Genomic DNA, 25,536 nt, shown 5'->3' with positions numbered 1-25,536 from the left:
ATAATGTCTCCATTATACAAAAAATATCTTCAAATGATAATCGAACCCCATTTACAAATTCATAAACCTTTTACATAATAGATTGCTGATATTTACAATTTTCATTTAAAATGACTTTAACCAATACAAAAGAGTTTGTTTACTTCTAAAAGTAAGGTAGAATTTAGTAGTATTCTCTTAAACCATAGTATTTAAGGTAGGTGCAAAATTCATTGAAAAAAGTACGTAAAGCGATTATACCCGCTGCAGGTCTTGGGACACGTTTCCTCCCTGCAACAAAGGCCATGCCTAAAGAAATGCTCCCAATCGTTGATAAACCAACTATTCAATATATTATTGAAGAAGCCGTTGAATCAGGAATTGAAGACATTATTATCGTAACTGGCAAAGGAAAAAGAGCCATTGAGGATCATTTTGATTTTGCGCCTGAGCTAGAGCGTACCCTTGAGGAAAAAGGGAAAAGCGAGTTGCTTGAGAAAGTGAGAAAGTCCTCAAACATTGCAGATATTCATTATATTCGTCAAAAAGAACCAAAAGGACTTGGACACGCTGTTTGGTGTGCACGTAATTTTATCGGCGATGAACCATTTGCTGTTTTACTTGGTGATGATATTGTTCAGGCTGAAACACCTGGACTTCGTCAGTTAATGAATGAGTATGACAAAACACTTTCGTCTGTCATTGGCGTGCAACAGGTAGCTGACAGCGATACACATCGTTACGGAATCATTGACCCGCTCACGCAAGAAGGACGACGTTATCAAGTGAAAAATTTTGTTGAAAAGCCGCCGCAAGGAACAGCACCATCGAATCTAGCGATTTTGGGCAGATACATTTTTACACCAGAGATTTTTATGTATCTCGATCAACAAGAGATTGGTGCAGGCGGAGAGATTCAACTGACAGATGCCATTCAAAAACTAAATGACATTCAGCGCGTATTTGCCTATGACTTTGAAGGAAAACGATATGATGTCGGTGAGAAGCAAGGTTTTATTGAAACAACTCTTGAGTTTGCTCTTCAAGATGAAGACTTGAAAAAAAAGCTCATTCCATTTATGAAACAATTGCTTGAAAAAGAAGAAGTGAACTAAAAAAGCTGCCGGCTTCGGCAGCTTTTATTTAATCGCTGAAATAGTCAACGTATGCTGTTCATTATTAATCACAAACAGATTATTTTTACCCTTCACAACGAATTTCGTTTGTTTCTCATTTCTCCAGACATTCTGTTCTGTCAGCCCGAGTGTTGAAGGTGATACTGGCATGATCTCTCGAAACACAATGGTATCAGCCTGCCCTTGATGAATCACATAATCCGTTTTTTCTGTGACCAAACGCTGAATGTTTTCTCCTTGATCACTTTTCACCGAGTTCAGTGTATGCATTCTTTGCAGAAGTACAGATTCTTCTTTCCCAAGGAAAGAAAGTAAATACTCATAAGATGCAGCTGATGCAGGTGATACATAGGAGTTAAACTGTCCCTGCTGAATAGAGAGTTGTTTTAATTCGTCTTCATTTTTCAGAGAAGTCGGTTTCACAAAGTACGTCTGATTAGCTTTCCGTATTTTTACCGTTTGCTTGTTCTCCGCAACAACTTGTACTTGTTCACCAAAAGGTAAAGTGAATGCTGCTTTCTTTTTCATTGCTTGATCTTTGTAAACAGTCATTGGATCAGCCATGACAATGGCTTGTCTGTTCACCTTTTTTAAATCAGACGCCCCTTGATTGTGAGGACTCGTTGACTGAAGCACCTCTGTTTTATTTGATGAACTAGCACCAAATGTCACCAACGTACGAAGCGGACGATCCGAAAACATAGAAAGGGCAAGTAAGATGGTCAGAATGGTTAAAACTGTCACTTGAAAGGCCGGTCCAAAAAATGAACGGCGCTTCCCGTCTTCTTGATACCGCGTGACCTTTTCTGCCTTTTGTACACCTTTTCTTCCTTCTTTATGTTTCAGTTGATATTCCTTTTTTTCTTTCTTGGATAACTTGTTAAACCAGTCAACAAACTCTTTGTATTCTTTCACGACTTTTTTCGTATCGTCAAACATACGCAGCTCACCATAATGCATCCAAGCGACCCGGTCACAAATTTTTTGAATTTGACTGATCGAGTGACTGACAAAAAAGATCGTCTTTCCTTGCTCTTTAAATTCTGTGATACGATCCACACATTTTTGATAGAAGGTTTGATCTCCAACTGACAACGCTTCATCAATAATGAGGATATCAGGATCAATATGTGCTGAAATTGCAAAACCTAATCGAGATTTCATTCCACTTGAATAGCTTTTCACAGGCTGATCGATAAAGTCGCCAATATCCGCAAACTCTACAATTTTTTCATAAAGCTCGTCTATTTCCTTATTCGTTAGTCCCATCATTAAGCATTTTAATCGAATGTTGTCTTTGCCGCTCAATTGGTTGTTCAGTCCTGCCACAATGGCAATTAACGAAGGCTGCCCATCCATATCAATTTCGCCGCTCGTCGGGGGAATAATTTTCGCAAGAAGGTTTGACATCGTTGATTTCCCCGAGCCATTGATTCCAACAAAACCAATCGTCTCACCTTCATATACATCAAAGGACACATCACGAACAGCGAAGAAACCTTTTTCATTTTTATTAGGAAAAAACAGTCCTTTGATCTTATCTGACTGTTTTTTATATAGCACGTATTGCTTGGATACGTTTCGAAACGAAACCTTTAGTTTCATCGTATAATCTCCTTACTTTTTAAAGAAAATCGACAAATTTATCCCTAAATTTCATATGAAGCAATGAACCAACTGTTAAGAGAAGAAGCGTAAACAGCCAAAAATAAAGCGTGTATTTGACATCATGGAAGAACCATTCGCCCTTTAATAAGCTATTTCTGAAACCATCAATAATGTAGAATAACGGATTGAGTCTTAAAATATCACCGATCCATGCGTTGTCTCCAGTTAGCTTTTCAGAGATATTCCAAAAAATCGGCAGTAAAAAGAAAAGTAAACGTGTCACTGATTGTAATAAAAATTGATAGTCTCTCACGAGTACACTAATCGTGGAATTAAACAAACTAAACGAAAACATGAACGCGATCATACATATGAGATAGTAAATATATTGTATCCAATGTGCATCGGGATATATGCCGTAGGAAATCAGCACAATAAAATACACACCCATCATGACAAAGTAGCTGAACAAGTTGGACATAATCACAACAGATGGCAGTGCACTAATCGGAAAATTCATTTTTGACACCATATTAATGCGTTTAAACACACTATTTGATCCATCAAGGATTGTCGGACTAATGAAAAACCAAGGGATCAATCCGGCAAGCATCCATATAATAAATGGAACCTCCATGCCACCAATCACAATTGGCTGACCTCCACGAATCCCCATACCAAAAACAAACCAGTAAGCCAACATTTGAATCAATGGATTTAAAAACTGCCATAAAACGCCTAAATAATTCATCTGATATTTTGATTTTGTTTCATAAACAGCAAGTCGCATAATCAGTGAAAATGAGCTGATTTGCTCCTTTAATATCGTCAACATTGCGTTCATTCTAATCTTCCTTAGAAAAAGTTTTGAGTACTATTAAAATTTAAAAGCACCGCTCATAATTGTAACAGAAATTAAAAAATTTTTCACTTTTCATAAGCTTTAGCAACACGTAGACTTTATTTAAATACAATAAAGTCTCCAATAACAACGGCACACTATTATACCTGTTATATGGAGACTTTTTATGTTTAAATTATTTTCTCATTTGATTTTTCTTGGGTACAATCTTGTTTATTAAATAAGTTCAACATCGCAATCCATTTTTCACCTAAAGAATTAAAGGAATATCTTCTTACGTTTTTTCTTGCGAGTTTACCCATTTCTTTTTTTATGTCTTCATTTTCTATTAAATACATTAAAGCATCTGCAAAAGCATTAATATTTTCTTTTTCAACTACAATTCCATCTTCATTATTTTTTATAATTTCCGCAGGACCAGGACAAGCAAAACTAACACATGGAACTCCAACAGACATAGCTTCTACAACAACCATACCAAACGATTCTTGCCTAGAGCTCAAAGCATAAATAGATGATTTACTCATCTCCTCTAGTATATTATTAGTTTTCGGCATGAGAAAAACATTATTATATAATTTTTTCGAAAATATCAAATTTCTTAATGTTTCTTCTTCTTCTCCAGCACCAAAAATTTTCAATTTCCAATCAGGATGTTTATTTATAACAATTTCAAAGGAATTAATTAACATATCAAATCCCTTTTCATAAACATAACGCCCAGCCGCAATAATTGTTTTTTCATTTAAATCTGAACTAAAATTTGGCATTTTAGTAGCATTTTCAATTTTAAAGAGTTTAGTATTACTTCCTTGCAGAATTTCTTTATATACAGCAATTTCTGAATCCGTTAAGCAAATTAAAGAATCCAATTTTCTATAGTATTTTTTTATTTTTTTCTGCAACCTTGGATGATAACCATTATAATATTTATGTTCTTGACCTATTTTAATTAAATCTTTCGAAGCAAAAATCGGAGATAATAAATTAAATGAAGGGATTGTAGTTATAAAAACTCCCTCATCTATTTTTCTAATAGCATTTATAATTTTTAGGTCAACAAATAAATTAAACATATGATATAGCTCTTCATTTTTGTCAATTAAAATGCTAGGTATTTTCATTAACACAGTTTTTATCACTTTCTTAGATTTAGGAGTATTTTTCCCAAATAGCATTCCTCTTCTGGCATCAAAAATTGGCTTAAGCTTTATTCTCTTATCTAATTCAAACATTGGAGTTGTTCTTGTTTTACGAACACTAATTATTTCTACTCGATATCCTTGATTAGCAAGAAAATTAGCAGTATTAGCAACTGTCCTTACAGTTCCGCCCATTCCATAAATGTTATATACAAGAAATGTAATTTTCAATTCTCTGTCCCCTTTTGTTCTTCTTTGACAGATAATATTTCTTTATAAATTCTTTCAGAATTGTTCCTGTCAAAGTATCTATAGTATTTCTTAGATTTAATTTTATACCTTTGCTCTGCCTTGAATTCTCTTTTTATATATTCCTTTATCAAAGCAATTAAATCTTCACTTGTAGTCGCAGTGGGACCTAATAAATCTGTTCTCATATTAACGTAAGACCCTCTATACTTTAAATAATCTTCTAAATCAAATTGATAGAACATAACAGGTTTATCTAAATAATGAAAATCAAATATCACACTTGAATAATCAGTAATCAGCAAAGAACTTTCACTAAGAATACTTTTTACAGTTTGATCTCCAACATTAATTATTTCAATATACTTGTCAAACCCGTGAAAATATTCATTAAATTTTCTTTGGAGCTCAATATGCATAAAAAACTTAAGTTTTATGTTATTTTCTGTTATAACTTTTTTAAGTTCCTCACTCTTTAATAATTCTGCATAATTTAAGTAAAATGGAGATGTTGCAAATTCTGCATCGTCAATCCATTCTCTCCAAGTAGGCATAATAACAATTTCCTTTTGCTTTTTCAGACTACTCATATCTTCTAATGTATCAAATCTTGAAAATCCAGTTACACAAACTTGTTCTGGTGAAAAACCCATTTGCTTAACAAAGATATCTTTTTCAGATTCAGAACAAACAATAAATTTCTTTATCATTCCATTGTAAGATTTGCGATTAAATTTTAATTTTTTCATTGCAGTAATTCCATGTTGAAGGTAAATTACCGGTTTTTCATTTCTGGACATTTTATTATGGACAAATGTCGGTACGACATCTCTTATTCCATGACTTACTATTAAGAACTCGCTTAAGTGATAGTAAACGTAATGTTTAAAACTATCGTATTGAATGACGTTTTTATTATATTTCTCTAGCACATCACCATTTTTATTATCTTTTACACTTATATAATAAAAGCTCTGTTCATTTTTGTTGTGATACAAGTATTTAAAAAAAGCAATACCATTATCTTGAGCAACTTCGGCTAGATTTTCCCCAATGAACCATATTGGCTTAACCTTTAAATGTTTGATGAATTTAGAAACTAACTTTGCACCATAAAACTTTATTTTTTCTAAATAACTCTCATAAGCTTTGATATCTCTTACTTCTATATTCAAATTATTATCTCTAGTTCTAAATACAGCTAAATGTTTTTTCTTTTTCACTTTAATCGAACCAGATTTGAATGTTGAAGGAAACAACTGCTCTCTTCCATCTTTAGGAGCTAACCTAGATAAAAAATTTTCACCTTCTTTCGTAGTAGTACGAATAAATAACTCCCACTGCTCATCTTTAATTTTATCCATACTAAAAGTTGATTTATCAATTTGAAAAACTATGGAGTTTTTTATAACATCATTATTGTCTATAGCTAACTCTATTTCTTTTTTATTATTTATTAAGATTAATTGAGTTCGATTAAATAGTATGTCGTTACTACTTATATGAACAATCAATTCAATTCTCTTAGCCGTCTTTTTAATAGAATAACAATAAGGTTTTATTGTATGAGTTAAAGTTAATTCAAAAGAGTTATCTAAATTAAACTCTGGATGAATTGCATATTGTTCGTTTACATTAAAGGTTGGATAAATGTGTGATTTATATTTTTCCTTTTCTCCATGGTTAAACGAAACAGGATAAACTAAAAGTTCTTCACCTAACTTAAGGGTAGCTAACAAACTATATTCCTTTTGATATTCAATTTCTGCTTTAACATCATTACAATCAATTTCGATTGAAAAATGATAACAATTGTTATTAATTTTACTTTTATAATTAGTCTTTATGTTTTGATTATTTTCATCTAAAAGGGTCATTTGTTTCAATATAACTTTGGATGTATTTAAATCAATCCAACCTTTAATTAGCATTTTACCTTCATCTATACTAATTGTATGTAAATCCGCAATATAGAAGTCTTTTTTTATTAACAAAGCTAGTCTATTATCTTTTGTTAAGTAAAACCTTGCGCATTTAATCTCTTTATTGTTATATATTGTTTCAGGTAAGGTTACAAGACTATTTATAAATTCTTGATTTGAACTAATGGGAAACTCTACAGTACAGTCATTAATATTATAAATCAGAAATATATCCCAAATACCATCATCAAACATTTTGTTGCATTCCATAATGTTTAATTCTACTTTATAAGTATTATAACCATTATTAATTACAGGAAATACCTTTTGGCTATAATTATGTCTACTTCGGAATACTACAGAAATCACACTGTCTTTCTGGGTAAACATAGTATTAAATACAGAAGTGAAATGAATTTCCATTTTATTATCTTTTAATAAAACATTATTCACAGTATTTTTTAATAACTCTCCAGTATAATTAAACGGATCTATTTGGAGGTGTCCAAACTGATTTCTATATAGTCTGTACACCCTTGGTTCCCCTTCTACACTAGTGAATTCAGAATAATATTCATCATAGGAGTTAAGTGAGAAAGTAAAATCATTTTTTTCATCATCTTTTAAAATTAGACCCATACTCCAAGGTCCTTCATAAGTTATAGTATTAGATAAGCTTATTTTCAGCTTTACCTTTTTTTCTTTACAAATAAGTTTAGAGGGCTCTATTGTTAACCTTTCTTTCGTAAAATTATTTTCCAAATATATTTCTTTTACCGCATTATTATATGTCAATAGAGGATTGTCTTTAAAATCAAAAATTAATTCTGTCGAATTTCTAAATGAATGAACATCGCTGATTACTAAGTTAATGTTACTTTTTTTCTTAACACTGAAATAACATGTTGATAATTCTTTTTCACAAGAGTTAATAGTAATCAGATTATTTTTTATTTTGTCTACAAAAGTTTCTGTTAAACTATTTATTAAATTTATTTCTATAATATCTTTATTTAATATGAATGAGAAAATGATAGAATATTCGGACTCATCTAAAGGAAAATAATCTTTTGCAATTTCACAAACGATTTTATCTTCTACAATTTCAGCTTTAAAAGATAAGATATATTCTTCTAAGTTATTTAGATTTATCAATTTTATTTTATCTATATACGAAATAATTTTTTGTATAGTGTAATCTCCATTATATACTATATGGAGGTGAAAATTATCTTCCTTCGATTCCACATTACTTAGTTGAAAACTATTTATCACTTCTACCTCGCCTTTCTAATCTCTTTATAAAGATCCTAACTAGATTCAAAAATAGGTTGGATACAAAAGTTGCATTTTTTTAAATATTATATCATACACCTTTACAATAATGTACTTCAATATCCATTTTTAAAAGGACGAAAGAACCACTTTTTGAATTTGAAGTAAACTAGACTTTCAATTAATAAAAAAATCAGCACTTTTGGATTTGATTCCTCAAGAGCTGATTAAAATTAAATATTGCTTTTAATTACTCGACTCAAACACCACTTCCACCACCCGCTTCGATGACTCCCCGCTTTCTAAATAGCAGAACTTATTATAAAACGGTGCAAATGAATCAGGAAGTGTGAAATCGGCTTTTTCTGTTTCTCTTACCCAGTCTACGACACTTGCTGTGTCTTTCACGAGCGGGCCAGGTGCTTCTTGTTCAAAGTCGAAGTAAAAACCTCTTAATTTGTCACGGTATGTCTCAATGTCTGGAACATAGAACAGCATCGGACGCTTTAAGTTTGCATAATCAAAGAAGACAGATGAGTAGTCTGTAATGAGTAGGTCTGAAATCATATAAAGATCTCTGATATCCTCGTAATGAGAGAAGTCATATGCAAACCCTTCATAAGGACTTAAATCAAAGTTTTCAGCGACTAAATAGTGCATACGAAGGATTATGATATATTCATCCCCGATGGATGCTCTTAGCTCATGAAGGTCAAGATCTAAATCAAATTTATATTCTCCTTTTTTATAAAATTGATCGTCTCTCCAAGTTGGCGCATATAAGATTAATTTTTTATTAAGCGGCAGGTTCATTTTTTGTTTGAGCGTTCTCATCGTTTCTTCATTGTTTTCATTATGAAGGAAGTCGTTCCTCGGATATCCTGACTCGATCATCGTTTTTTGAAATTGGAACGCTCGAGTAAAGATTTCAGTAGAGTAAGCATTAGGAGATATTAAGTAATCCCAATTAGATGCTTCCTTCGTGAAGTTCTTTTTGTATTTTTTCGTGTTGGTTCCAGGCATATGCACTTCATCCATATCCATTGCAAGTCGTTTTAAAGGCGTACCGTGCCATGTTTGCAAGTATGTGGTATGAGGAGGTTTTGGAACCCAGAGCGGCAAACGGCTGTTCACAACCCAATATTCTGCTCTTGCCATGGCAAAAATCCATTTGAGTGACAAACGATTGATATAATATATGCCCTTTTCTCTAAATGCCGCTTCGTGCCCTTTTTTGACGCTCCAAATCAACGTATATTCAGGGTGGTTTTCTTTCATATATTCATAAATGGCACGCGGGTTACAGCTGAATTGTTTCCCATTAAAGCTTTCAAATACAACGGTTTTCTTTTTCACGGACAGTTTACTCGCCAGCGTAAAGGTCGTTTTAAAGGTTCTGGTCACAAGACGATTGCGTACTTTTTTTATTTTCCCGATTTGCTTTTTGAATCTCTTCCACTTACTTTTGAGATAGTATTTGGCTCGTGTTTTCATGGTGTAATCATTAATTCGTATGCCTAACGTTTGTCTCTTTTTCTTTCGATATACTTCATAACGAATCGGTACGTCATTTCTTTTATGAATTTGGACAAGCCCTTTGAGTTTATTTGATCGATCTCCAAGCACAAGAGAAGATGTCGTTAACGTTTCCTCTACTCCGTTCACTTCGCAATGAAATTCAAGATAAAAGCGGTATATGAAGCGCTCGTGCAATGAATACGTCAATTCTTCTAAAGGAACTTCTGCAAAAAATTGATAGAGTTGTGGTACCTGGCCATCATCACGGTATTGAACGACTTCGTCTTTTTTATGCTGGATGTCCACTGGGAATCGGTGTTCAACTGGTTCATCTCCATTTTTTTTCAAGAGCAGCTTGACTTCTTTGATGCGATAAGGATGCTCTGCACTAAGAACACCTGCATATCCAGATAAGGATAATGTACAAGAGTCCTTAAGCTCAATTTGATTGAATTTAACAACTTTCAACTCACGCTTAATTTTGAATGAGACATTGCCTTTGTCTGTGCGATAAGGGATGACATATAACATTGCTTCCTCATTTTCTAAAAAAGCCAACTCCGGTGTCTCAATTCCCATTTTTAACCGTCTTTTATAATAAGGGGTCTTCTCTTGTGATTCCGAAACTGAACTTATCTCCGTTTCTTTTGATTCTTCATCCTCTTCTTCCAAATCCGAATCATAGGCAGAGTCTTCAAGTTCATCTTCATCCTCTTCCTCGTTTGTACTGAGGTAGTCCGTAACATATAAGTTATACGTTTGTCCTTGCTCCAACGAAAGTGGAAACGATGCTTCACTCAGCACCAATTTAAATAGATTTTCTTCTTGATGAACAAGCGGAAGAAATATTTCTTGCTTTGATACTCTTTCTCTCATGAACAAATAAAATTCTCTATCTGTTAATGGCATGTCATCATGAATGCGAACAAGCATTTCTAAATTCTCTTGATGATTTTTTAAACCTTCAACGACACTCTTTTTTTGAATTACCTCTTCAATCATTAATCGCTTATCTCCTCTGTTCAGAAATCTTACCGTTGTACTGTTACTTCACTTTCCATGAATAGTTTCCTTGTTTTGTTTGATATGACCATCCATCTACTGTTGATGGCTTGCTAGTGAGCAATTCTCCATCTACTTCGAGGCGTTGCAGGACTTCGTGCCCTTCCTCTGTCTGAAAGCGAATATAAAAATCAACATATTTCGTATGGTTACATTCAATGTTTTTCTTTGTTTGAAAATGACCGATTGGGAAGCTCACTTGATTGTTTTCGTCTATCGTTTGTGAAATAATTTCAGCTCCATTGACACGATCATATCCTGCAAAATCAATTTGCACATGATCCGTATTGACCATTTCTTCTTTCACATCAAGCTGAAGATGAAGGACATGATGTTTAGAGCTCAAATCACTCAAGACAAATTTCGTGCGCTCCATGTAATTGCGCAGCTCGTCTTTGCGTACTCTGTTTTCCAACATATGTTGGAGAGGTGCGCTCCAAGCTGCCTCTTCATCAGATGATATGGTATAAAAATACAATTGTTCTCCCAAAATCTTCTCTACATCTTCTTTATGCTCGTTATGTCTAAAAAAGACTGCATCCACATGCTGCTTTCTTACATGCTTAAACAATTCTTCATATTCAGCATCTAACTGATGCAGGTCTTCCTTATAATGAGCAGCATGGACAAAAGCAGCATAATAAGCTGTGTCAGGTTTGTCTATTTTAAAAAGGTGGCGGTCCTGCTTTCTGTCATCTGCAATAAACAGTTTAAGCCGGTCATTTTGTGATTGAATGGTTGAAATCCATTGTTGTGTTATATCCGTTTTCTTTACAAATGTTTGAATTCCTGTTTTTTTGAACCAATTGATATGACGGACTGGATTCTTATTTGCATCACCAGAATAAATCTTTTCCATGTAGATGTCACCGTCACCCTTGATCAATTCCTCCATGTACAGTGCACCTGTTTGAGGGACAAAGCTCTGTACTCTTCGCAAAGCTCCCTCCCAATTGTATTCTTCCCGCTTCACCAATTGTTGCTGTTCATTATATTGATCAATATAACGAATAGGTGATGAAGGCAGCTCATAAGTGGTAACACGAATCGTTGTCTCATCGATTGGTATGACGGCTTGATTGATCGAATGCGTCACTTCACCTAAGATAAACTCTGAATAGCGTCTTTTACTCCCGCTCTCGGGTATTATATAGTGTTCAAATAAGTTCAAGATTCTTGTATATGTCGGCTCAATATCAACTTTCTCCTGAAAACTGAGTATACGTTCTTTCGCATTGGCATCAAAATGCAATGTCAATATAGATGTACGCATCCGTTTTTCGGCAAATGGTTTTAGTCTCTTGTTGAAAGACGTCGTAATAGCTTCATCAGGTCCTGGTATCTCACCTGTCATAAAGTAGTAGTCCATATCAGGGAGTTCTGTTGATGTCATCGTTTCATCTTGTTTTTCAGGTTGATCGAATGCGTGTTCAACTTTTTTCTTCATCCAATTTTGAAACAAAGGAAACTCTCCTTAAAAAAATGATGACTTGCTTATTGTATTTTACATGAAAAAGCACTTCTCACCAAAAGATAAGAAGCACTTTTTTCAATCTATTAAAGTCCAGCAATTTCTTCCTTAATTTGTGTGGTGGAGATTCCTTCCGTTCTCTTCAGGTAAACGACTTCACAATATTCTTTTAAGAAATCGAATTTACCTTCCCAGTCGTCTCCCATAACAAACACATCAATGTCATGTTCTTGTACATCACGGATTTTTTGATCCCAGCTATTTTCAGGTATGACTTCGTCTACGTAACGAATCGTTTCTAAAATTAGCTTTCTATGCTCGTAGCTGTGATAAGCCTTTTTTGATTTTTGTAAATTAAACTCATCTGTAGAGATGGCCACAACTAAGTAATCTCCAAGTTGTTTTGCACGCTCGAGCAACTTGATGTGCCCCCAGTGTAATAAATCAAACGTCCCATAAGTAATAACTTTCTTCATTGCAAACATTAACTCCTTTCTCCATTCCTTATTCGTCTGCTTTCAAGCAGTCATGTTTATCCGTCAACCTATTATTATCAATCGTGTTTTCTCGCTCTTCGGAACCTCATTATATCACAATGCCCATGAAACGTTAAGCAGATGTAAAGACAAACGATTTCCAATTGGCTGGATAGTGCAGTAAAAGTCCGAAATATCAGTGTTTCATCGTGTTCTAAACATATCAATTTAATAAATTGTCACTAAATTTAAAGGTTTGTAAAGTTATTGTTAATATTTCATGGAGCAACTGTGATAAAATGAATAGTAGCCTAAGAATGAATTTACAATGAACGTTATATATAAAATGAGCAAAAAAGGAGGTCTACACAATGCAAACAGAAGTTGTATCCAACTTATCTTATGTGAACGGCGACTTAGATGAATTTATTCACTATATCAATCAGCATCATATATCTCAACGAAGAGGGGCCATGATTGCGACAGTAAATCCTGAGATCGGCTATGCAGTCATGAAGGATCATGCGTATCATCAAGTGGTCTCTTCTGCAGATTATGTATTACCAGATGGGGTGGGCGTTGTCTTGATGTCACGCATCACCCAAAGTCCGCTCAAATCACGAATTGCCGGTTTTGATGTGTTTATATCTATGCTTGATCTTGCAAACAAGCAGTCTAAAAGAATCTTTTTATACGGTGCGAAGAAAGAAGTGCTTGAGGCTGTCAAACAACGGATTAATGCGGAATATCCAAATGTGGTCATTGCGGGCAGCTGTGATGGCTATCAGGCCGATAAGCGTTTCGTAGCAAAACAAATTGCACGATCAAAAGCAGATATGGTGTTCGTTGCTTTAGGGTATCCGAACCAAGAAAACTTTATTTATGAATTCCGCCATTTATTCCCGCAAGCTGTTTGCATAGGTTTAGGCGGAAGCTTTGATGTGTTCAGCGGAACAGTAAAGCGTGCACCACGCTGGATGATTAAAACAAATACTGAATGGCTATATAGACTTGTTGTGAATCCGTGGAGATGGAAACGTATGCTGAATATTCCAAAGTACGCATTTGCGGTCATGAAAGAACACAAAGGGAAAAAGCACTACTATCCTGAGCAAGTAAAGGATCAGACGAAGCAACTGTGAGAGACTGATAAATGATGAATATACGCTCGATGATGACCTCATGTTATGCTGCATTCGTATCTTTACTTGGCTCGTTGATGAGCGGCGTAAAACCACGTGAAAATCAGGTGACACTGCTTGTTTCTTTTCACGAGAATGCAGCTGCTCTAATCCATGCATATCAAAAACAAGCGACAAGGCCTATGAAGCTGACTGTCCTCTATACGAAACATGCTTCCACTATAGAAAAGGGCGAGCTTCATATGTCATTTCGCTATTTTAATGAAAAAAATCCCTTCCATCTCATCAAATGCATCTATACTTTGTTCAAAAGTAGGGTCGTTGTGACGGACAATTACTTTCTCATGACGAGTGTGTTAAGAAACCGCCCTTCCACTACTTGTATTCAAGTATGGCATGCAAATGGCGCTTTGAAAAAGTTTGGCCTTGAAGACGCTTCAAACCTCCACCGAAGTCCACGTGATATTGAACGATTTAAGCGAGTGTATGCGTCATTCGATTATATCGTCACTGGTTCTGATCAAATGCGTGAGATTTTCAAAAAATCATTTGGCGTGAAGAGTGATGATCGTTTTTTACCAACAGGCGTGCCGCTCACTGATGTGTATTATAATGACGATCATCCATCTTCCTTTTATACAGACGATCTCCCGCAAGGTAAAAAATTGCTACTATATGCACCTACCTATCGGGACTTCGCGATGGATCGTCTTGTCCTACCGTTTTCAAAGAAACTATTACAGACGCAGCTTAACGGTGACTATATTCTGCTTGTGAAACTGCACCCTGCAGTCAAACATCTAGCGCAGGCAGAGACAGATTCGGAGTGGATATTTGATGTATCGGATAAGCCGCTCTATCCTCTGCTCTATGCCTGTGATGTACTCATTACGGATTACTCGTCGATTGTGTTTGAATATGCACTGCTTCAAAAACCCGTACTGTTCTTCACATATGATCTGGACACGTATCGAGAAAAACGCGGATTAGTCAATCATTATGAACGCATCATTCCTGGAAAGGCTTGTCTGACTCAAGACATGCTGTTGAAGGAACTTTTAGGTTTGAAAGAGGCAGCAAATAGAGACAAACTAAAGGCCTTTGCTGAAGAATGGAATCAATATTCAAAAGGACAATCAAGCGAGCGGCTGCTATCATTTATTGACCAGCAGCTTTTACGCAAAAAACGTCCGGCTTCTCATTAAGAAGCTCGGACGTTTTTTTTACTTGTTATAGACAGGAATATCATAATACAGTGTATAGTTATCAAGTAAATGATACAAACTGTACATACGGGCAACTTGCTTATAAGCCCACCCAATATCGGTTGCATATTGATGAGAGGCAGTAGCTGACCAGCGCATTTTATAAAGGGTATCTTGTTTGTATGTTGCGTTATTAATATAGCTGTCCCCTATGAATTTTGCTCCACCAATAATGGCGGCCTCTGGCGTGAACCACTTCTGTTCATACGCATATTTAGCACCAAAATAGTTCGGATTGCTATCGTACGCACCAATTCCATACATGTTATATACTTTCTTTCCATTAAACATTGTACCATTCGCTAAAATAGAGCTTCCGTTACCAGTTTCGAGTAAAGCATGAGAAATGAGATAAACCTCGTTTACGTTATAAGTCTTAGCTGCTGTGATAAAGGCTTGTCCTTTTCCTGCAAGAATTCCTTTACCCGCTAAGATTTTTGTATTGACTTCATTCGGATTGAGATTCGCAGCTTGCGAGAGTTTCAGGAACTGAAAATACGATTCGGTGCCTTCTTTGATATTCGCTGGGTCTACATACTGTAGTACTTCTGTTGAGCTTGCATTTCTCCAGCCAAGGTTGATCTTGATCCAGTTTCCTTCTTTCCCGATTTGATTCACTTTTGTACCTTTATTTAATTGTGCCACAATATTGTTTGCAGAACTTGCATCAGGTGTTGAACGTACGTTTAATCCGTCTGTGTTCACTGTCGACGTCGCTTGATCGACATATGCAGCATATACATATGCCGCGCCATCCGTTTGCGGTGACACTTTCATTTGTTTATTCACCATTTCATTTACAGTCAGATTATAATTCGTTTGCATGACCATTGGACCGTTTTTGATTTTTGTTGCTGTGGCTGTCCAGCCATATTGGCTTTTTACGAATGCAATGGCCGCATTTGTATCTGGCCATCCTGTGAATGGCTGTGTGATGATGATTTTGTATGCCGGTTTCGTTGTTGTTGTATAGACGGCAGATTCATTCCGTTTTTTGAAAAATGCCATACCTTGATCCCGTAATACGGCGGTCGAAATGACACCTGTTTTGATTTGATATTGTCCATAATCGGTTGCACCCGTTTTTTGCACAGTAGCCGACATTTTTTGTTTCGTCAAATAGGTAAGCGCCTGATTTATTTTCGTTTGATTGACGGTCGGCTCCGTTGTTAAACGATATTGCTTCACCGCTTCCGTCATCGTTTTTGTGCTGCTGGCTACACCATTTTTCTTCATAATCTCTTGGGCCTGCTTTACTTTACGTTGATCATATACAGACGATGTGATGAGGCGATAAGCTCGACTAGCCGATTGACCCTTACTTGTCGTGATTGTACTTGTGATCTTTTGCGCCTTTAAGTATGCGACACCTTTATTTATTTTCATTTGATCTGTTTCTTGATGCACAACAAGTTGATACGTACTATCAGATGACTGACCGGTTTTTTTCGTTGTGGCGACTACTTTCTTCTTTTGAAAGAAAGCAGTGGCTTTTTTCGTTTGGTCATCCCCTAGAAGAGCCCCAGTCACTACTTGATAGGGCTGTGTTGAGGAGATTTTTTTGGATGTATAATGCCATTTCTTTTTCTTAAAAAAGGTCACGGTTTTTGAGTAAGACGTATCGTCTAATTGATTGAGCTTCACGATATAATGTTTGGTCTTGCCCACTCGCTGGACAGTACCTGATGCGCCAGTTTGTTTCTTGATTTGAGCCGCAGCTGATGCTGCTTCTTTGTTGTCTTTAAAATAGCCCGATTCCATGCTATATACACTTTTACCGGCCCCTGCCTTTTGAATCTTCCCGCTGATGTTCGCTTCTTTTTGCAACTGGGCAAGAAGTGTTTGTGCTTTAGACTGATTGGCTAGTGCAGCGGTTGTGACGATATAATATGGCTTACCTGTCGCCACCGTTTGAAGTACTGCTTTTAAACCGGACTCTTTTTGTAAGCCCTGTAATATCATATTGGCTTTACCCTGTCCGACAATGTTACCTGATACAAGTTGATAAATGGTGTCAGCTTTACTTTCCGATTGGTATGTACTAGTAACACCGGCTTGCTTTTGTAATTCAGTTTGAATATCCTTGACCTTCGTTTCAGAATCAATAGTTCCTGATATCACCTGATAGAAAGGTCGGCTTTGTTTGACTACTTCATAGGAGCTGTTTAATCCTGATGTTTTTGTTAGCTCTAAAGAGAGCTTTTTTGCCTGATTTTCATCATTGATGAGATTAGAAACAACCTTTTGCAAAGGAAGACGGTCACCAACTGGAGAAACGGTTCCGCTTATTCCCACCTCTTTTTTTAGTGCTGCTGCACTTGCGCTTGCTGCAGCTTGCGAGTCATATCCAGAGGCAGTAAGCTGATAGGTCGATATATTTCCGGAGGTTTGATAAGTGGCTGTCCAATTTTTGTCCTTTTTCAATGTTTCAACTGCTTTTTTCACTTCTGTTTCTGTTGTAAATACCTTTGAGGTGTTGATGGTGTAAATCGATTGATCGACATAGGCGGCTGCTTGCACTTCTTTACCCGTGTGTAGTGTCATACCAAAGGCGGCTGCGAGTAACATAATCTTGATGTTTTTTTTCACGTTCCTTGTCCCTCTCTCACTTTGCATAATAGTCTACTAATCTATTTATCGACAAAAACAAGTGCAATTTCAAGTCATTGATTCAATTGAAAAAGGAGTGCCTCTCTATTTGAAGCCCTCTACTTTCTTTATATATGTGACACAATTAATTCACAAGTTCCTTCTATCGAAAAACTGCCGACTTCTGCTGGCAGAATAAAATGAGCTCCTTTTTGCAGAGGATATGTGATCCCCTCATGCGCTAAAGAGCCTTCCCCTTTTATCACACTGCACAGCAAAAATGGATGGTCTTGAGAAATCTCTACTTTTTGATCAATTTCCCATTTATACACGGAGAAATATTCAGCTTCAACAAAGGTTTTAATGGTAATCCCTTGACGTGTTTCAATTGATTCGTCTGCATCAACATCTACATGAGGGACCGTTGTGACATCAATCGCTTGCGTGAAATGCAGTTCACGCTCATTGCCGTCTTGATCCTTCCGTTCATAATCATACACTCGATAAGTTGTATCAGAGCTCTGCTGGGTTTCAAGGGCAAGCGTTCCCTCACACAACGCATGAATGGTACCACTTGGCACATAATAAAAGTCGCCAGGTTTGATCTTCACTCGTCGCAAAAGACCTTCCCAATCTCCACTATTCATCATAGTCACAAGCTCAGTTCTTGTTCTTGCATTGTGCCCATAAATTATTTCTGCACCTTCTTTGCAGTCAATGATATACCAGCACTCTGTTTTCCCAAGCTCTCCATTTTCATATCTTTCAGCATAATCATCATCTGGATGAACTTGAACAGATACGTCTTGGTTTGCATCTAAAATTTTGGTTAAAAGCGGGAAGCGATCTCCCTCTATTCCCCCGAACAATTCCCTATGATTGTCCCATAGTTCGATCAATGTTTTCCCTTTATATGGACCATCTTTCACAACACTTGGCCCGTTTGGATGAGCAGAAATTGCCCAGCATTCTCCCGTTTGATCAGAAGGAATATCATAACCAAATTGATCTCTTAAGGCTGTACCCCCCCATATTCTCTCCTTCAATTCAGGCAGTAAAAATATTGGTGACTGCTTCATTTAGGCTGACTCCCCCCCCCTTTGCTAATCCTTGCGGTACATGATCTAGACGAGCAAGTCTCAACTTTTATTATGACGCTATCTAAAGAGAAGTCAATCCTTTGAGTGCACCATATGAGAACAATCACTTCCCGAGAAGAATAAACAAAAGTGTCAGCAGTCCTGCCAAAATAGCACCTGCCATTTCAGATTGTTCATAAAGGGCTAAAATGGTTTTTATTTTAGCTCTTTGTCCTCTTTTTAGTCCTTGAAGTCTAGGGAAGGCACGAGTACTGGAGAAAATTGAACATTTGTGAGCATCAGCACGTAGGGTCTGACAACGAATGCGAGGATTTGTCTACACGCTGATTGATTTGATAGCCTGATAGATTTGCAAAGCGACTACGACCGATTGTTGATCAGCGATTGTCATCACAGCAAATAAAACTCGTTCCATTCTTACATAAAAAAAGAGCTGCTTAAAGCAAACTCCCTCAACCTCATTCATTTGTCATAAATAATCCGATTGACTCCTTCTATTATGTGAGATTAATGAAGAAACAACCGGCTGTTTGTGTAAACATGTACATGCATGATTAGCTCCTTTCACGAGCCCACCATGATTTTTGAGAGGATGCTACATTTCATCAAGATGAAGAAAGAACAGCTTTTAACTCTTCTTCTGTACTGCTTTCGAGCTGGCTGCCAACACCTACTGCTATCGCTCCTGCTTCTAGCCATTTAGGTACATCTACTGGGTGAATGCCGCCTGTTGGAATGAATTCAACCTCCGGAAACGGACCACGCAAGTTTTTCATATAAGACAAACCGAACGAACCGCTCGGAAAGAGTTTTAACAGACGGTACCCATCTGCTTTTGCCTGCATGATTTCACTTGGTGTCAGCACCCCTGGAACATACAATGTATCGTGAAATGATACATGCTCACCGATCACAGGAAGATATCCAGGGCTCACCATAAATTGAGAACCTGCCTGAATTGCTGATTGTGCTTGTTCAATTGTCGTAACTGTCCCCGCTCCCACAATCAGTTCCTGCTCCTGCCTAAAGGATGCAATGATTTGTTCAGCATTTGGTGTGGTATACGTCACTTCTATGGCACGAATCCCCTTGTTCTTTAAGCGTTGAATCATATCAATGCCTGACGCTTCACTATCCGCTCTGACCACTGCAATGAGTTTACAGGCTGCCAATTGCTCTTTAACGATTAAACTGGCTGCTTTCCCCATGTACATCATCCCCCTTTACATGCTCTCGTCTGTTATGCCGTTTGGCCTGCTGTAAAAATGCTTGAAGTTCCTCACGGGTGGGCAGTCCATCCATATCTCCAGGAGACATCACCGCCAGCGCCCCAATCGCATTGCCCCTTGTAACTGACTCTTCATATGATAATCCGTCAAGCAACGCACTCATGATCCCAACAGCAAATCCATCACCTGCACCGACAGTATCAACGACATGATCAACTTCAAAGCCTTCGACAATGCCTTGATGAGCTTCACTTTTAAAAAAGGCACCTGCTGCGCCGAGCTTAATGACCACAAACTTTACGCCTTTTTGTAAATAAACATCCGCAATCGCTTCCGGCTCCTGCAAACCGGTGAGCTTTTGTCCTTCCGCAAGCCCTGGAAAAAACCAGTCCACTTGATAGGCAAGTTGGTTCACCGTATGAATCATGTCTTCTTCCTCTTCCCATAGCTGAAGTCTAAGGTTTGGGTCAAATGAAATGGTTTTGCCTGCTTCCTTCATCGCTTGAAGTGCACGAAAAGAAAACGCTCTCATTTCACTGGATAAGGCAGGAGGAATTCCTGTCATATGAAGGTGTCCCGCCTTTTGAAAATAGTCTAAAGGAAAATCATTTACGTTCAACGTGCTTGCGGCAGAACCCTTGCGATAGTAAGTAATATCAGGATCTCCATCTATCACTTTTGATTTAAGCAATATGCCTGTTTTGGATCCATCATTTGACCGGAGCACTGCCTCTGTGTCGACTCCTTCTTTTTGAAGCTCCTCTAAAATAAATGTGCCGAGTGAGTCTGCCCCAACTTTGCTCATCCAGCCAACATTAAACCCTAATCTTGCCAAGCCGACAGCTACATTACTTTCTGCACCTGCAAGTGCTTTTTGAAACGTGTTCACCCTATGGAGCTCTCCGACTTCTTTTGCGTAAAACATCGCCATTGATTCCCCAAATGTGACCGCATCTAATGCTTTCATCATTCCTCCCCTTTCTTGGTACCGGTTTCAAATCGCTTCAAAAAGAGAGAGTATGCACAGATGTATACTCATTCTCTTTATACCTCAAATGATTATAAAGATTTTCTCTCTATAATTTCTCCATCCAGTTGAATGGTTTGTGGAGCACTTTCATCCCCTTCAAGCCGCATCAAGATTTTTTGCATGGCTACTTTCCCCATTTCATGTGATGGCTGGGCAACGGTCGTAATCCCTGGTCCAATCAGTTTATACCATTCTGTATCATCAAAACCAGCAATGCCGATCTCTTCTGGAATCTTGATGCCAAGCTCAACCAGCTCACTGATCAGCTTGAGCATCAGTAATCCATTGCCTGCTAGAATCGCTTTTTTTTGATTGCCTGATTGTAAAAAACGACGAATTTCTTCTCGTATTTGTGCCTTTTGTTTCAGATTGATTTCTGCAATAATCGGTTGTTTGTTATCATTTTTACTAGATGCAGCCTTTTCATATGCTTCTTTTCTTTCTTCACGAGGACTGATGCCATCCACCGGTTCAGTGAAGAAAGCGATTTGTTCATAACCCTTCTCATACATTTGATGAAGGAGGCGGCTTGTAATGTCACGGTTATTTGTTGTGACTGTGTCGACCTTTAGTTCAGGTAATTTACGGTCAACAAGTACAATCGGTACGCCGCTTTTCTTAAAATCTTGCAGGATATCATTGTTTTGACCTGTTGTATTAATGATGAGCCCTTCAATATAGTGCGCATTCAGCTTTAAGAGCATTTCCCGTTCCTTTTCTGGACGATTATCTGTGTTACAGACCATGATGCTGTACCCGTATTGATCACAGATCTCTTCGACACCACGAAGCGTTGCTACCGAAAATGGGTTGGTAATGTCTGCAACAATAAAGCCAATGACCTTGCTTTTTCTCACTTTCAGTCCTTGAGCAAGCTGACTCGGGCGATACTGGAGCTCATCTATGGCTTTCTTAATCTTTTTTACTTTTTCAGAAGAAATTTCATTTGTTCTGCCATTGATATACCTGGAAACAGTCGATTTTGAGACACCTGCATGAGCAGCGACTTCATTAATCGTTACTTTCGTTTGCTTTTTCTCTTTCATTCAAAAACTCCTACGGTCTATCATCTGTTTTATTTCGAAACCGATTTCAAATAAACTTAAAAAGAGCATACCACACATTTGCTGATATCAGAAGATTTTTTTAACTGATATTGTGAAAAAAGAACATCCTTTTCATTGAAGAAAGCGATTTCAAATTAACGGTTGACGCCGCCCCCTTTTTCCTCTAGAATTTTCCTTGAAACCGATACCAAATAAAATGTCATTTTTCGTTTCAATGAAAGGGAGGCTCTATCAATGGAAAATCGTTATGCTGTACATCCCGAGCAAGTCAAACGCTTTACTACCGAGGAACTTCGCAGTCACTTTCATATTCCTTCGCTATTCGTTAGTGGTGATTTAAAGCTATATTATTCACATGAGGATCGTGTGGTTATTGGTGGTGCTATGCCCAAAGCAGTTCCCATCAAGTTGGATGCTGGAGACTTTTTGCGTACGGACTATTTTCTTGAAAGACGAGAGATTGGAATTGTGAATGTGGGTGAGCAAGGAACAGTCACTGTTGATGGAGAATCCTATGTGCTAGAGCATAAAGATTTTTTATATATTGGACTTGGACACAAAGATGTACAATTTGCTAGTTCATCAGGGAAGCAGGCAAAGTTTTATCTTGTTTCTGCAACAGCTCACAAGGCATACCCTACCCAAAAGGCAGCAATTGCTGAACTAACGCCAAATCACTTAGGAGAAGCGGCGTCTTCAAATGTGCGAAATCTATATCAAGTGATTCATGCAGATGGTATCCAAAGCTGTCAGTTGATGATGGGGATTACCCAGCTCGAGCCGAATAATACTTGGAACACCATGCCTGCCCATATTCATGACAGACGTATGGAAGTTTATTTATATCTTGATGTAGAAGCGGATGTACGAGTCTTTCATTTTATGGGGGAACCATCTGAAACGAGACACCTCGTCGTTGCAAATGAGGAAGCGGTCATCTCCCCTGCATGGTCCATTCATTCTGGTTCAGGCACAGCCAATTATTCATTTATTTGGGCAATGGCGGGCGAAAACTATACGTTTAAAGATATGGATTTTGTCCCGATGGACCAGTTGAGGTAACGCAATGACCACAACATCATATATAGCGACCCTCTTTTCACTTGAAGGCAAAACAGCACTTGTGACAGGTCCTGGAACAGGCATCGGTCAAAGCATTGCAGTGGCACTCGCACGTTCTGGAGCAGATATCGTCGGCACGTACCACCACACACCGCTTGATGACACAAAAACGCTCGTAGAACAGGCAGGCAGATCGTTTTATGCGTATGAAGTTGATTTTGCCGATCCTAAGTCCGCACAGCGGGATGTTGATAGCATTTTAGAAGCGCACGCTATTGATATTTTAGTCAATAATGCAGGAACAATTAGAAGGGAAAAAGCCGCTCACTATTCTGAAGAGAATTGGTATGATGTCATGAACGTGAATATGAATAGTCTCTTTTTCCTTACACAAAAGGTTGGACAGAAAATGCTTGAAAAAGGGCGAGGAAAAATTGTCAATATTGCCTCTCTCCTTTCTTTTCAAGGCGGCGTTTTCGTTCCTGCCTATACAGCGAGCAAGCATGCAGTGGCTGGTCTGACAAAGGCTTTTGCCAATGAATGGGCGCATCAGCATATTCAGGTCAACGCCATTGCACCTGGTTATATAGCGACCAATAACACACAAGCGATTCGCAATGATGTGAATCGTAATGAAGAAATCCTCAAACGAATTCCTGCTGGGCGCTGGGGGAAACCAGACGATTTGGCTGGTGCAGCTATTTTCCTCAGCTCACCTGCTTCTGATTATATGAATGGACATATTTTAGCAGTTGATGGCGGATGGCTTGCGAGATAATCCACATTTAGAGAATTCCTGCAAAGGGATTCTCTTTTTTTCTGTTTGTATAATTATCCTCCTTAGGTGTCACTCTATAAAAAACAAGACATGAGGGTGAGGCATTATGAAAAGTCGTATTGAGCAAGATTTACAGACCGTCATCAAGCGCATCAAAAGCTTTGTCGGGAAAAGCGATGATGTCGTGTTCCATTCTTTTTCATTTGGTCCTTCCGCTGTCTCCGCATGTCTCGTGTACATAGAAGGACTCACGGAATTTGAAATGCTGTCAAAGCAAATCATTACTCCAATGCAAAAAGAGCTAGATGTAACCGAAGTCGATCACACCACATTCTCTTACCTGTCTAAGCAGTTCTTTGGCATTCAAAATAATGTGCTGGAAGATATGAACCTTGCGATCGAGCAGTTATATAGTGGCAGGGCCATTTTATTTGTAGATGGTGCCGCTCAAGCACTTGCCCTCCAAACAAACCTTTTTCAATTCAGAGAAGTAGAAGAACCGCAATCTGAAGTGCTTGTCAGAGGACCACGCATTGGGTTTATTGAGAACCTTGAAAAAAACACAGCTTTACTCCGCGAACGGGCAAACGATCCAAATCTTGTAATTCAAAAGATCTGTGTGGGCACGCGTAATAAAAAATCTGCCGCACTCGTGTACGTTCGGGATATTGTTGATCCAACGCTTGTTGAAGATGTTGTTTCTCGAATGAAAGATATTAAATTGGATGATATTCCTGAAACAGGCTACATCGAACAGTTGATTGAGGATAGTCACCTGTCTATTTTCCCCCAGATTCAAAACACAGAACGTCCTGATCGAGTGATTGCATCTGTTCTTGAAGGGAAAGTGTCTATTCTGCTGGATGGTACTCCTTTTGCTCTCATTCTTCCTATGACGTTTGCCGCATTGATGCAATCACCTGAGGACTATTATCAAAGATGGACGAGTGCGACTTTATTGCGTTTACTCAGATATATAGGTGTACTTTTGACTGTTTTTTTACCCGGTCTTTACATCGCCCTTGTCTCCTATCATCCAGGCTTATTACCGACACGAATGGCGCTCACCATTGCAGGAAGCCGGCAAAATGTACCGTTCCCCCCTGTTTTAGAAGCCATTCTCATGTCCTTTACCATTGAACTTTTGCGGGAAGCAGGACTTCGTCTTCCTAGAGCCATCGGGCAAACCATTGGACTGATCGGCGGAGTTATCATTGGTCAGGCCGCTGTTCAAGCAAATATCGTTAGTGCCTTAATGGTCATTATCGTCTCGTTGACAGCATTAGCCGATTTCACAGCACCATCGTATGACTTTAGTTTTCCTTTGCGCATCCTTCGTTTTATGGCCATTTTTAGCTCAGCGATGTTCGGTTTATATGGATTAATCATGTGTTATTTATTTGTGCTTTGCCATCTTATGCAAGTAAAGACATTTGGTTTTGACTATTTTACACCTGTTCTGTCTTCACCATTTTCAGATTTAAAGGATACTTACGTTCGTTTGCCTGTTGGTCTATTTAAATCAAGACCGAAAACAGCTAAGACAAAAAATATCAAAAGACAAGGGGAGTAAG

Annotated in this window: 18 protein-coding genes; 6 read left to right on the top strand and 12 right to left on the bottom strand. The window is 37.7% G+C overall.

Annotated features, from left to right (window positions below; genetic code table 11):
• Positions 1-212 precede the first annotated feature (212 nt).
• The gene (gene galU / locus ABVJ71_RS13160) at positions 213-1,094 is read left to right on the top strand and encodes a UTP--glucose-1-phosphate uridylyltransferase GalU (RefSeq protein WP_353854412.1); all 882 of its coding nucleotides are present in this window, start codon (positions 213-215) and stop codon (positions 1,092-1,094) included.
• A gap of 24 nt (positions 1,095-1,118) precedes the next feature.
• Here galU and tagH read toward each other — a convergent pair whose 3' ends face one another.
• The 7 genes from tagH to tagD all read right to left on the bottom strand — a co-directional run bounded on the left by tagH (position 1,119) and on the right by tagD (position 12,700).
• Positions 1,119-2,720 (bottom strand): teichoic acids export ABC transporter ATP-binding subunit TagH, encoded by a 1,602-nt coding sequence (gene tagH, locus ABVJ71_RS13155; RefSeq protein ID WP_353854411.1) that lies wholly within the window; start codon positions 2,718-2,720, stop codon positions 1,119-1,121.
• Between the two features lie 19 nt (positions 2,721-2,739).
• On the bottom strand, positions 2,740-3,567 hold the full coding sequence (locus ABVJ71_RS13150; RefSeq protein ID WP_353854410.1) for an ABC transporter permease: 828 nt from the start codon (positions 3,565-3,567) through the stop codon (positions 2,740-2,742).
• Positions 3,568-3,755: 188 nt separating this feature from the next.
• A complete protein-coding gene (locus ABVJ71_RS13145; protein ID WP_353854409.1) occupies positions 3,756-4,958 on the bottom strand; it encodes a glycosyltransferase family 4 protein in 1,203 nt (400 codons plus the stop codon).
• Positions 4,955-8,053 (bottom strand): CDP-glycerol glycerophosphotransferase family protein, encoded by a 3,099-nt coding sequence (locus ABVJ71_RS13140; RefSeq protein ID WP_353854408.1) that lies wholly within the window; start codon positions 8,051-8,053, stop codon positions 4,955-4,957. Before ABVJ71_RS13140 ends, ABVJ71_RS13145 begins: the two co-directional genes overlap by 4 nt.
• Positions 8,054-8,419: 366 nt before the next feature.
• The gene (locus tag ABVJ71_RS13135; RefSeq protein ID WP_353854407.1) at positions 8,420-10,693 is read right to left on the bottom strand and encodes a CDP-glycerol glycerophosphotransferase family protein; all 2,274 of its coding nucleotides are present in this window, start codon (positions 10,691-10,693) and stop codon (positions 8,420-8,422) included.
• Positions 10,694-10,736: 43 nt separating this feature from the next.
• Complete coding sequence (locus tag ABVJ71_RS13130) at positions 10,737-12,215, bottom strand: alpha-glucosyltransferase N-terminal domain-containing protein (RefSeq protein WP_353854406.1); 1,479 nt, start codon at positions 12,213-12,215, stop codon at positions 10,737-10,739.
• A gap of 95 nt (positions 12,216-12,310) precedes the next feature.
• Positions 12,311-12,700: a glycerol-3-phosphate cytidylyltransferase gene (tagD, locus tag ABVJ71_RS13125; protein ID WP_353854405.1), complete on the bottom strand. Its 390-nt coding sequence runs from the start codon at positions 12,698-12,700 to the stop codon at positions 12,311-12,313.
• Positions 12,701-13,071: 371 nt separating this feature from the next.
• Between tagD and ABVJ71_RS13120 the strand changes: the two genes are divergently transcribed.
• On the top strand, positions 13,072-13,842 hold the full coding sequence (locus tag ABVJ71_RS13120; RefSeq protein ID WP_353854404.1) for a WecB/TagA/CpsF family glycosyltransferase: 771 nt from the start codon (positions 13,072-13,074) through the stop codon (positions 13,840-13,842).
• 11 nt (positions 13,843-13,853) lie between these two features.
• A complete protein-coding gene (locus ABVJ71_RS13115) occupies positions 13,854-15,047 on the top strand; it encodes a CDP-glycerol glycerophosphotransferase family protein (RefSeq protein ID WP_353854403.1) in 1,194 nt (397 codons plus the stop codon).
• Positions 15,048-15,065: 18 nt separating this feature from the next.
• On the opposite strand, the gene ABVJ71_RS13110 is transcribed toward ABVJ71_RS13115, so the two are convergent.
• From ABVJ71_RS13110 to ABVJ71_RS13090, 5 genes are all read right to left on the bottom strand, one after another.
• Positions 15,066-17,696, bottom strand: coding sequence for an SPOR domain-containing protein (locus tag ABVJ71_RS13110; RefSeq protein WP_353854402.1), 2,631 nt, complete (start codon positions 17,694-17,696; stop codon positions 15,066-15,068).
• A 128-nt stretch (positions 17,697-17,824) separates the two neighbouring features.
• Complete coding sequence (gene manA / locus ABVJ71_RS13105) at positions 17,825-18,775, bottom strand: mannose-6-phosphate isomerase, class I (protein WP_353854401.1); 951 nt, start codon at positions 18,773-18,775, stop codon at positions 17,825-17,827.
• Positions 18,776-19,401: 626 nt separating this feature from the next.
• Complete coding sequence (locus ABVJ71_RS13100; RefSeq protein ID WP_353854400.1) at positions 19,402-20,004, bottom strand: bifunctional 4-hydroxy-2-oxoglutarate aldolase/2-dehydro-3-deoxy-phosphogluconate aldolase; 603 nt, start codon at positions 20,002-20,004, stop codon at positions 19,402-19,404.
• A complete protein-coding gene (locus ABVJ71_RS13095; protein ID WP_353856670.1) occupies positions 19,976-20,992 on the bottom strand; it encodes a sugar kinase in 1,017 nt (338 codons plus the stop codon). The genes ABVJ71_RS13100 and ABVJ71_RS13095 overlap by 29 nt, the downstream gene beginning before the upstream one ends.
• Positions 20,993-21,084: 92 nt before the next feature.
• On the bottom strand, positions 21,085-22,101 hold the full coding sequence (locus ABVJ71_RS13090; protein WP_353854399.1) for a LacI family DNA-binding transcriptional regulator: 1,017 nt from the start codon (positions 22,099-22,101) through the stop codon (positions 21,085-21,087).
• A 255-nt stretch (positions 22,102-22,356) separates the two neighbouring features.
• Here ABVJ71_RS13090 and kduI point away from each other — a divergent pair, with 255 nt between their 5' ends.
• The 3 genes from kduI to ABVJ71_RS13075 all read left to right on the top strand — a co-directional run bounded on the left by kduI (position 22,357) and on the right by ABVJ71_RS13075 (position 25,535).
• Entirely contained in the window at positions 22,357-23,184 is an 828-nt protein-coding gene (gene kduI, locus ABVJ71_RS13085; RefSeq protein ID WP_353854398.1) for a 5-dehydro-4-deoxy-D-glucuronate isomerase, read from the top strand.
• A gap of 4 nt (positions 23,185-23,188) precedes the next feature.
• Positions 23,189-23,962, top strand: coding sequence for a 2-dehydro-3-deoxy-D-gluconate 5-dehydrogenase KduD (gene kduD, locus ABVJ71_RS13080; protein ID WP_353854397.1), 774 nt, complete (start codon positions 23,189-23,191; stop codon positions 23,960-23,962).
• Between the two features lie 106 nt (positions 23,963-24,068).
• Positions 24,069-25,535, top strand: coding sequence for a spore germination protein (locus ABVJ71_RS13075; protein ID WP_353854396.1), 1,467 nt, complete (start codon positions 24,069-24,071; stop codon positions 25,533-25,535).
• Position 25,536: the final 1 nt, after the last annotated feature.

This window comes from Bacillus sp. Bos-x628 (assembly GCF_040500475.1).
GTDB classification, from domain to species: Bacteria; Bacillota; Bacilli; order Bacillales; family Bacillaceae; genus Bacillus; species Bacillus maqinnsis.
Note: the sequence above shows the minus strand (reverse complement) of the source record. Positions and strands in the feature narration are given on the sequence as shown.

Excerpts from the sequence above, each read along its gene's own strand:
- tagH (WP_353854411.1), bottom strand. The coding sequence starts at position 2,720 with ATGAAACTAAAGGTTTCGTTTCGAAACGTATCCAAGCAATACGTGCTA.
- ABVJ71_RS13150 (WP_353854410.1), bottom strand. The coding sequence starts at position 3,567 with ATGAACGCAATGTTGACGATATTAAAGGAGCAAATCAGCTCATTTTCA.
- ABVJ71_RS13135 (WP_353854407.1), bottom strand. The coding sequence starts at position 10,693 with ATGATTGAAGAGGTAATTCAAAAAAAGAGTGTCGTTGAAGGTTTAAAA.
- tagD (WP_353854405.1), bottom strand. The coding sequence starts at position 12,700 with ATGAAGAAAGTTATTACTTATGGGACGTTTGATTTATTACACTGGGGG.
- ABVJ71_RS13120 (WP_353854404.1), top strand. The coding sequence starts at position 13,072 with ATGCAAACAGAAGTTGTATCCAACTTATCTTATGTGAACGGCGACTTA.
- ABVJ71_RS13115 (WP_353854403.1), top strand. The coding sequence starts at position 13,854 with ATGATGAATATACGCTCGATGATGACCTCATGTTATGCTGCATTCGTA.
- manA (WP_353854401.1), bottom strand. The coding sequence starts at position 18,775 with ATGAAGCAGTCACCAATATTTTTACTGCCTGAATTGAAGGAGAGAATA.
- ABVJ71_RS13100 (WP_353854400.1), bottom strand. The coding sequence starts at position 20,004 with ATGGGGAAAGCAGCCAGTTTAATCGTTAAAGAGCAATTGGCAGCCTGT.
- ABVJ71_RS13095 (WP_353856670.1), bottom strand. The coding sequence starts at position 20,992 with ATGAAAGCATTAGATGCGGTCACATTTGGGGAATCAATGGCGATGTTT.
- ABVJ71_RS13090 (WP_353854399.1), bottom strand. The coding sequence starts at position 22,101 with ATGAAAGAGAAAAAGCAAACGAAAGTAACGATTAATGAAGTCGCTGCT.
- kduI (WP_353854398.1), top strand. The coding sequence starts at position 22,357 with ATGGAAAATCGTTATGCTGTACATCCCGAGCAAGTCAAACGCTTTACT.
- kduD (WP_353854397.1), top strand. The coding sequence starts at position 23,189 with ATGACCACAACATCATATATAGCGACCCTCTTTTCACTTGAAGGCAAA.
- ABVJ71_RS13075 (WP_353854396.1), top strand. The coding sequence starts at position 24,069 with ATGAAAAGTCGTATTGAGCAAGATTTACAGACCGTCATCAAGCGCATC.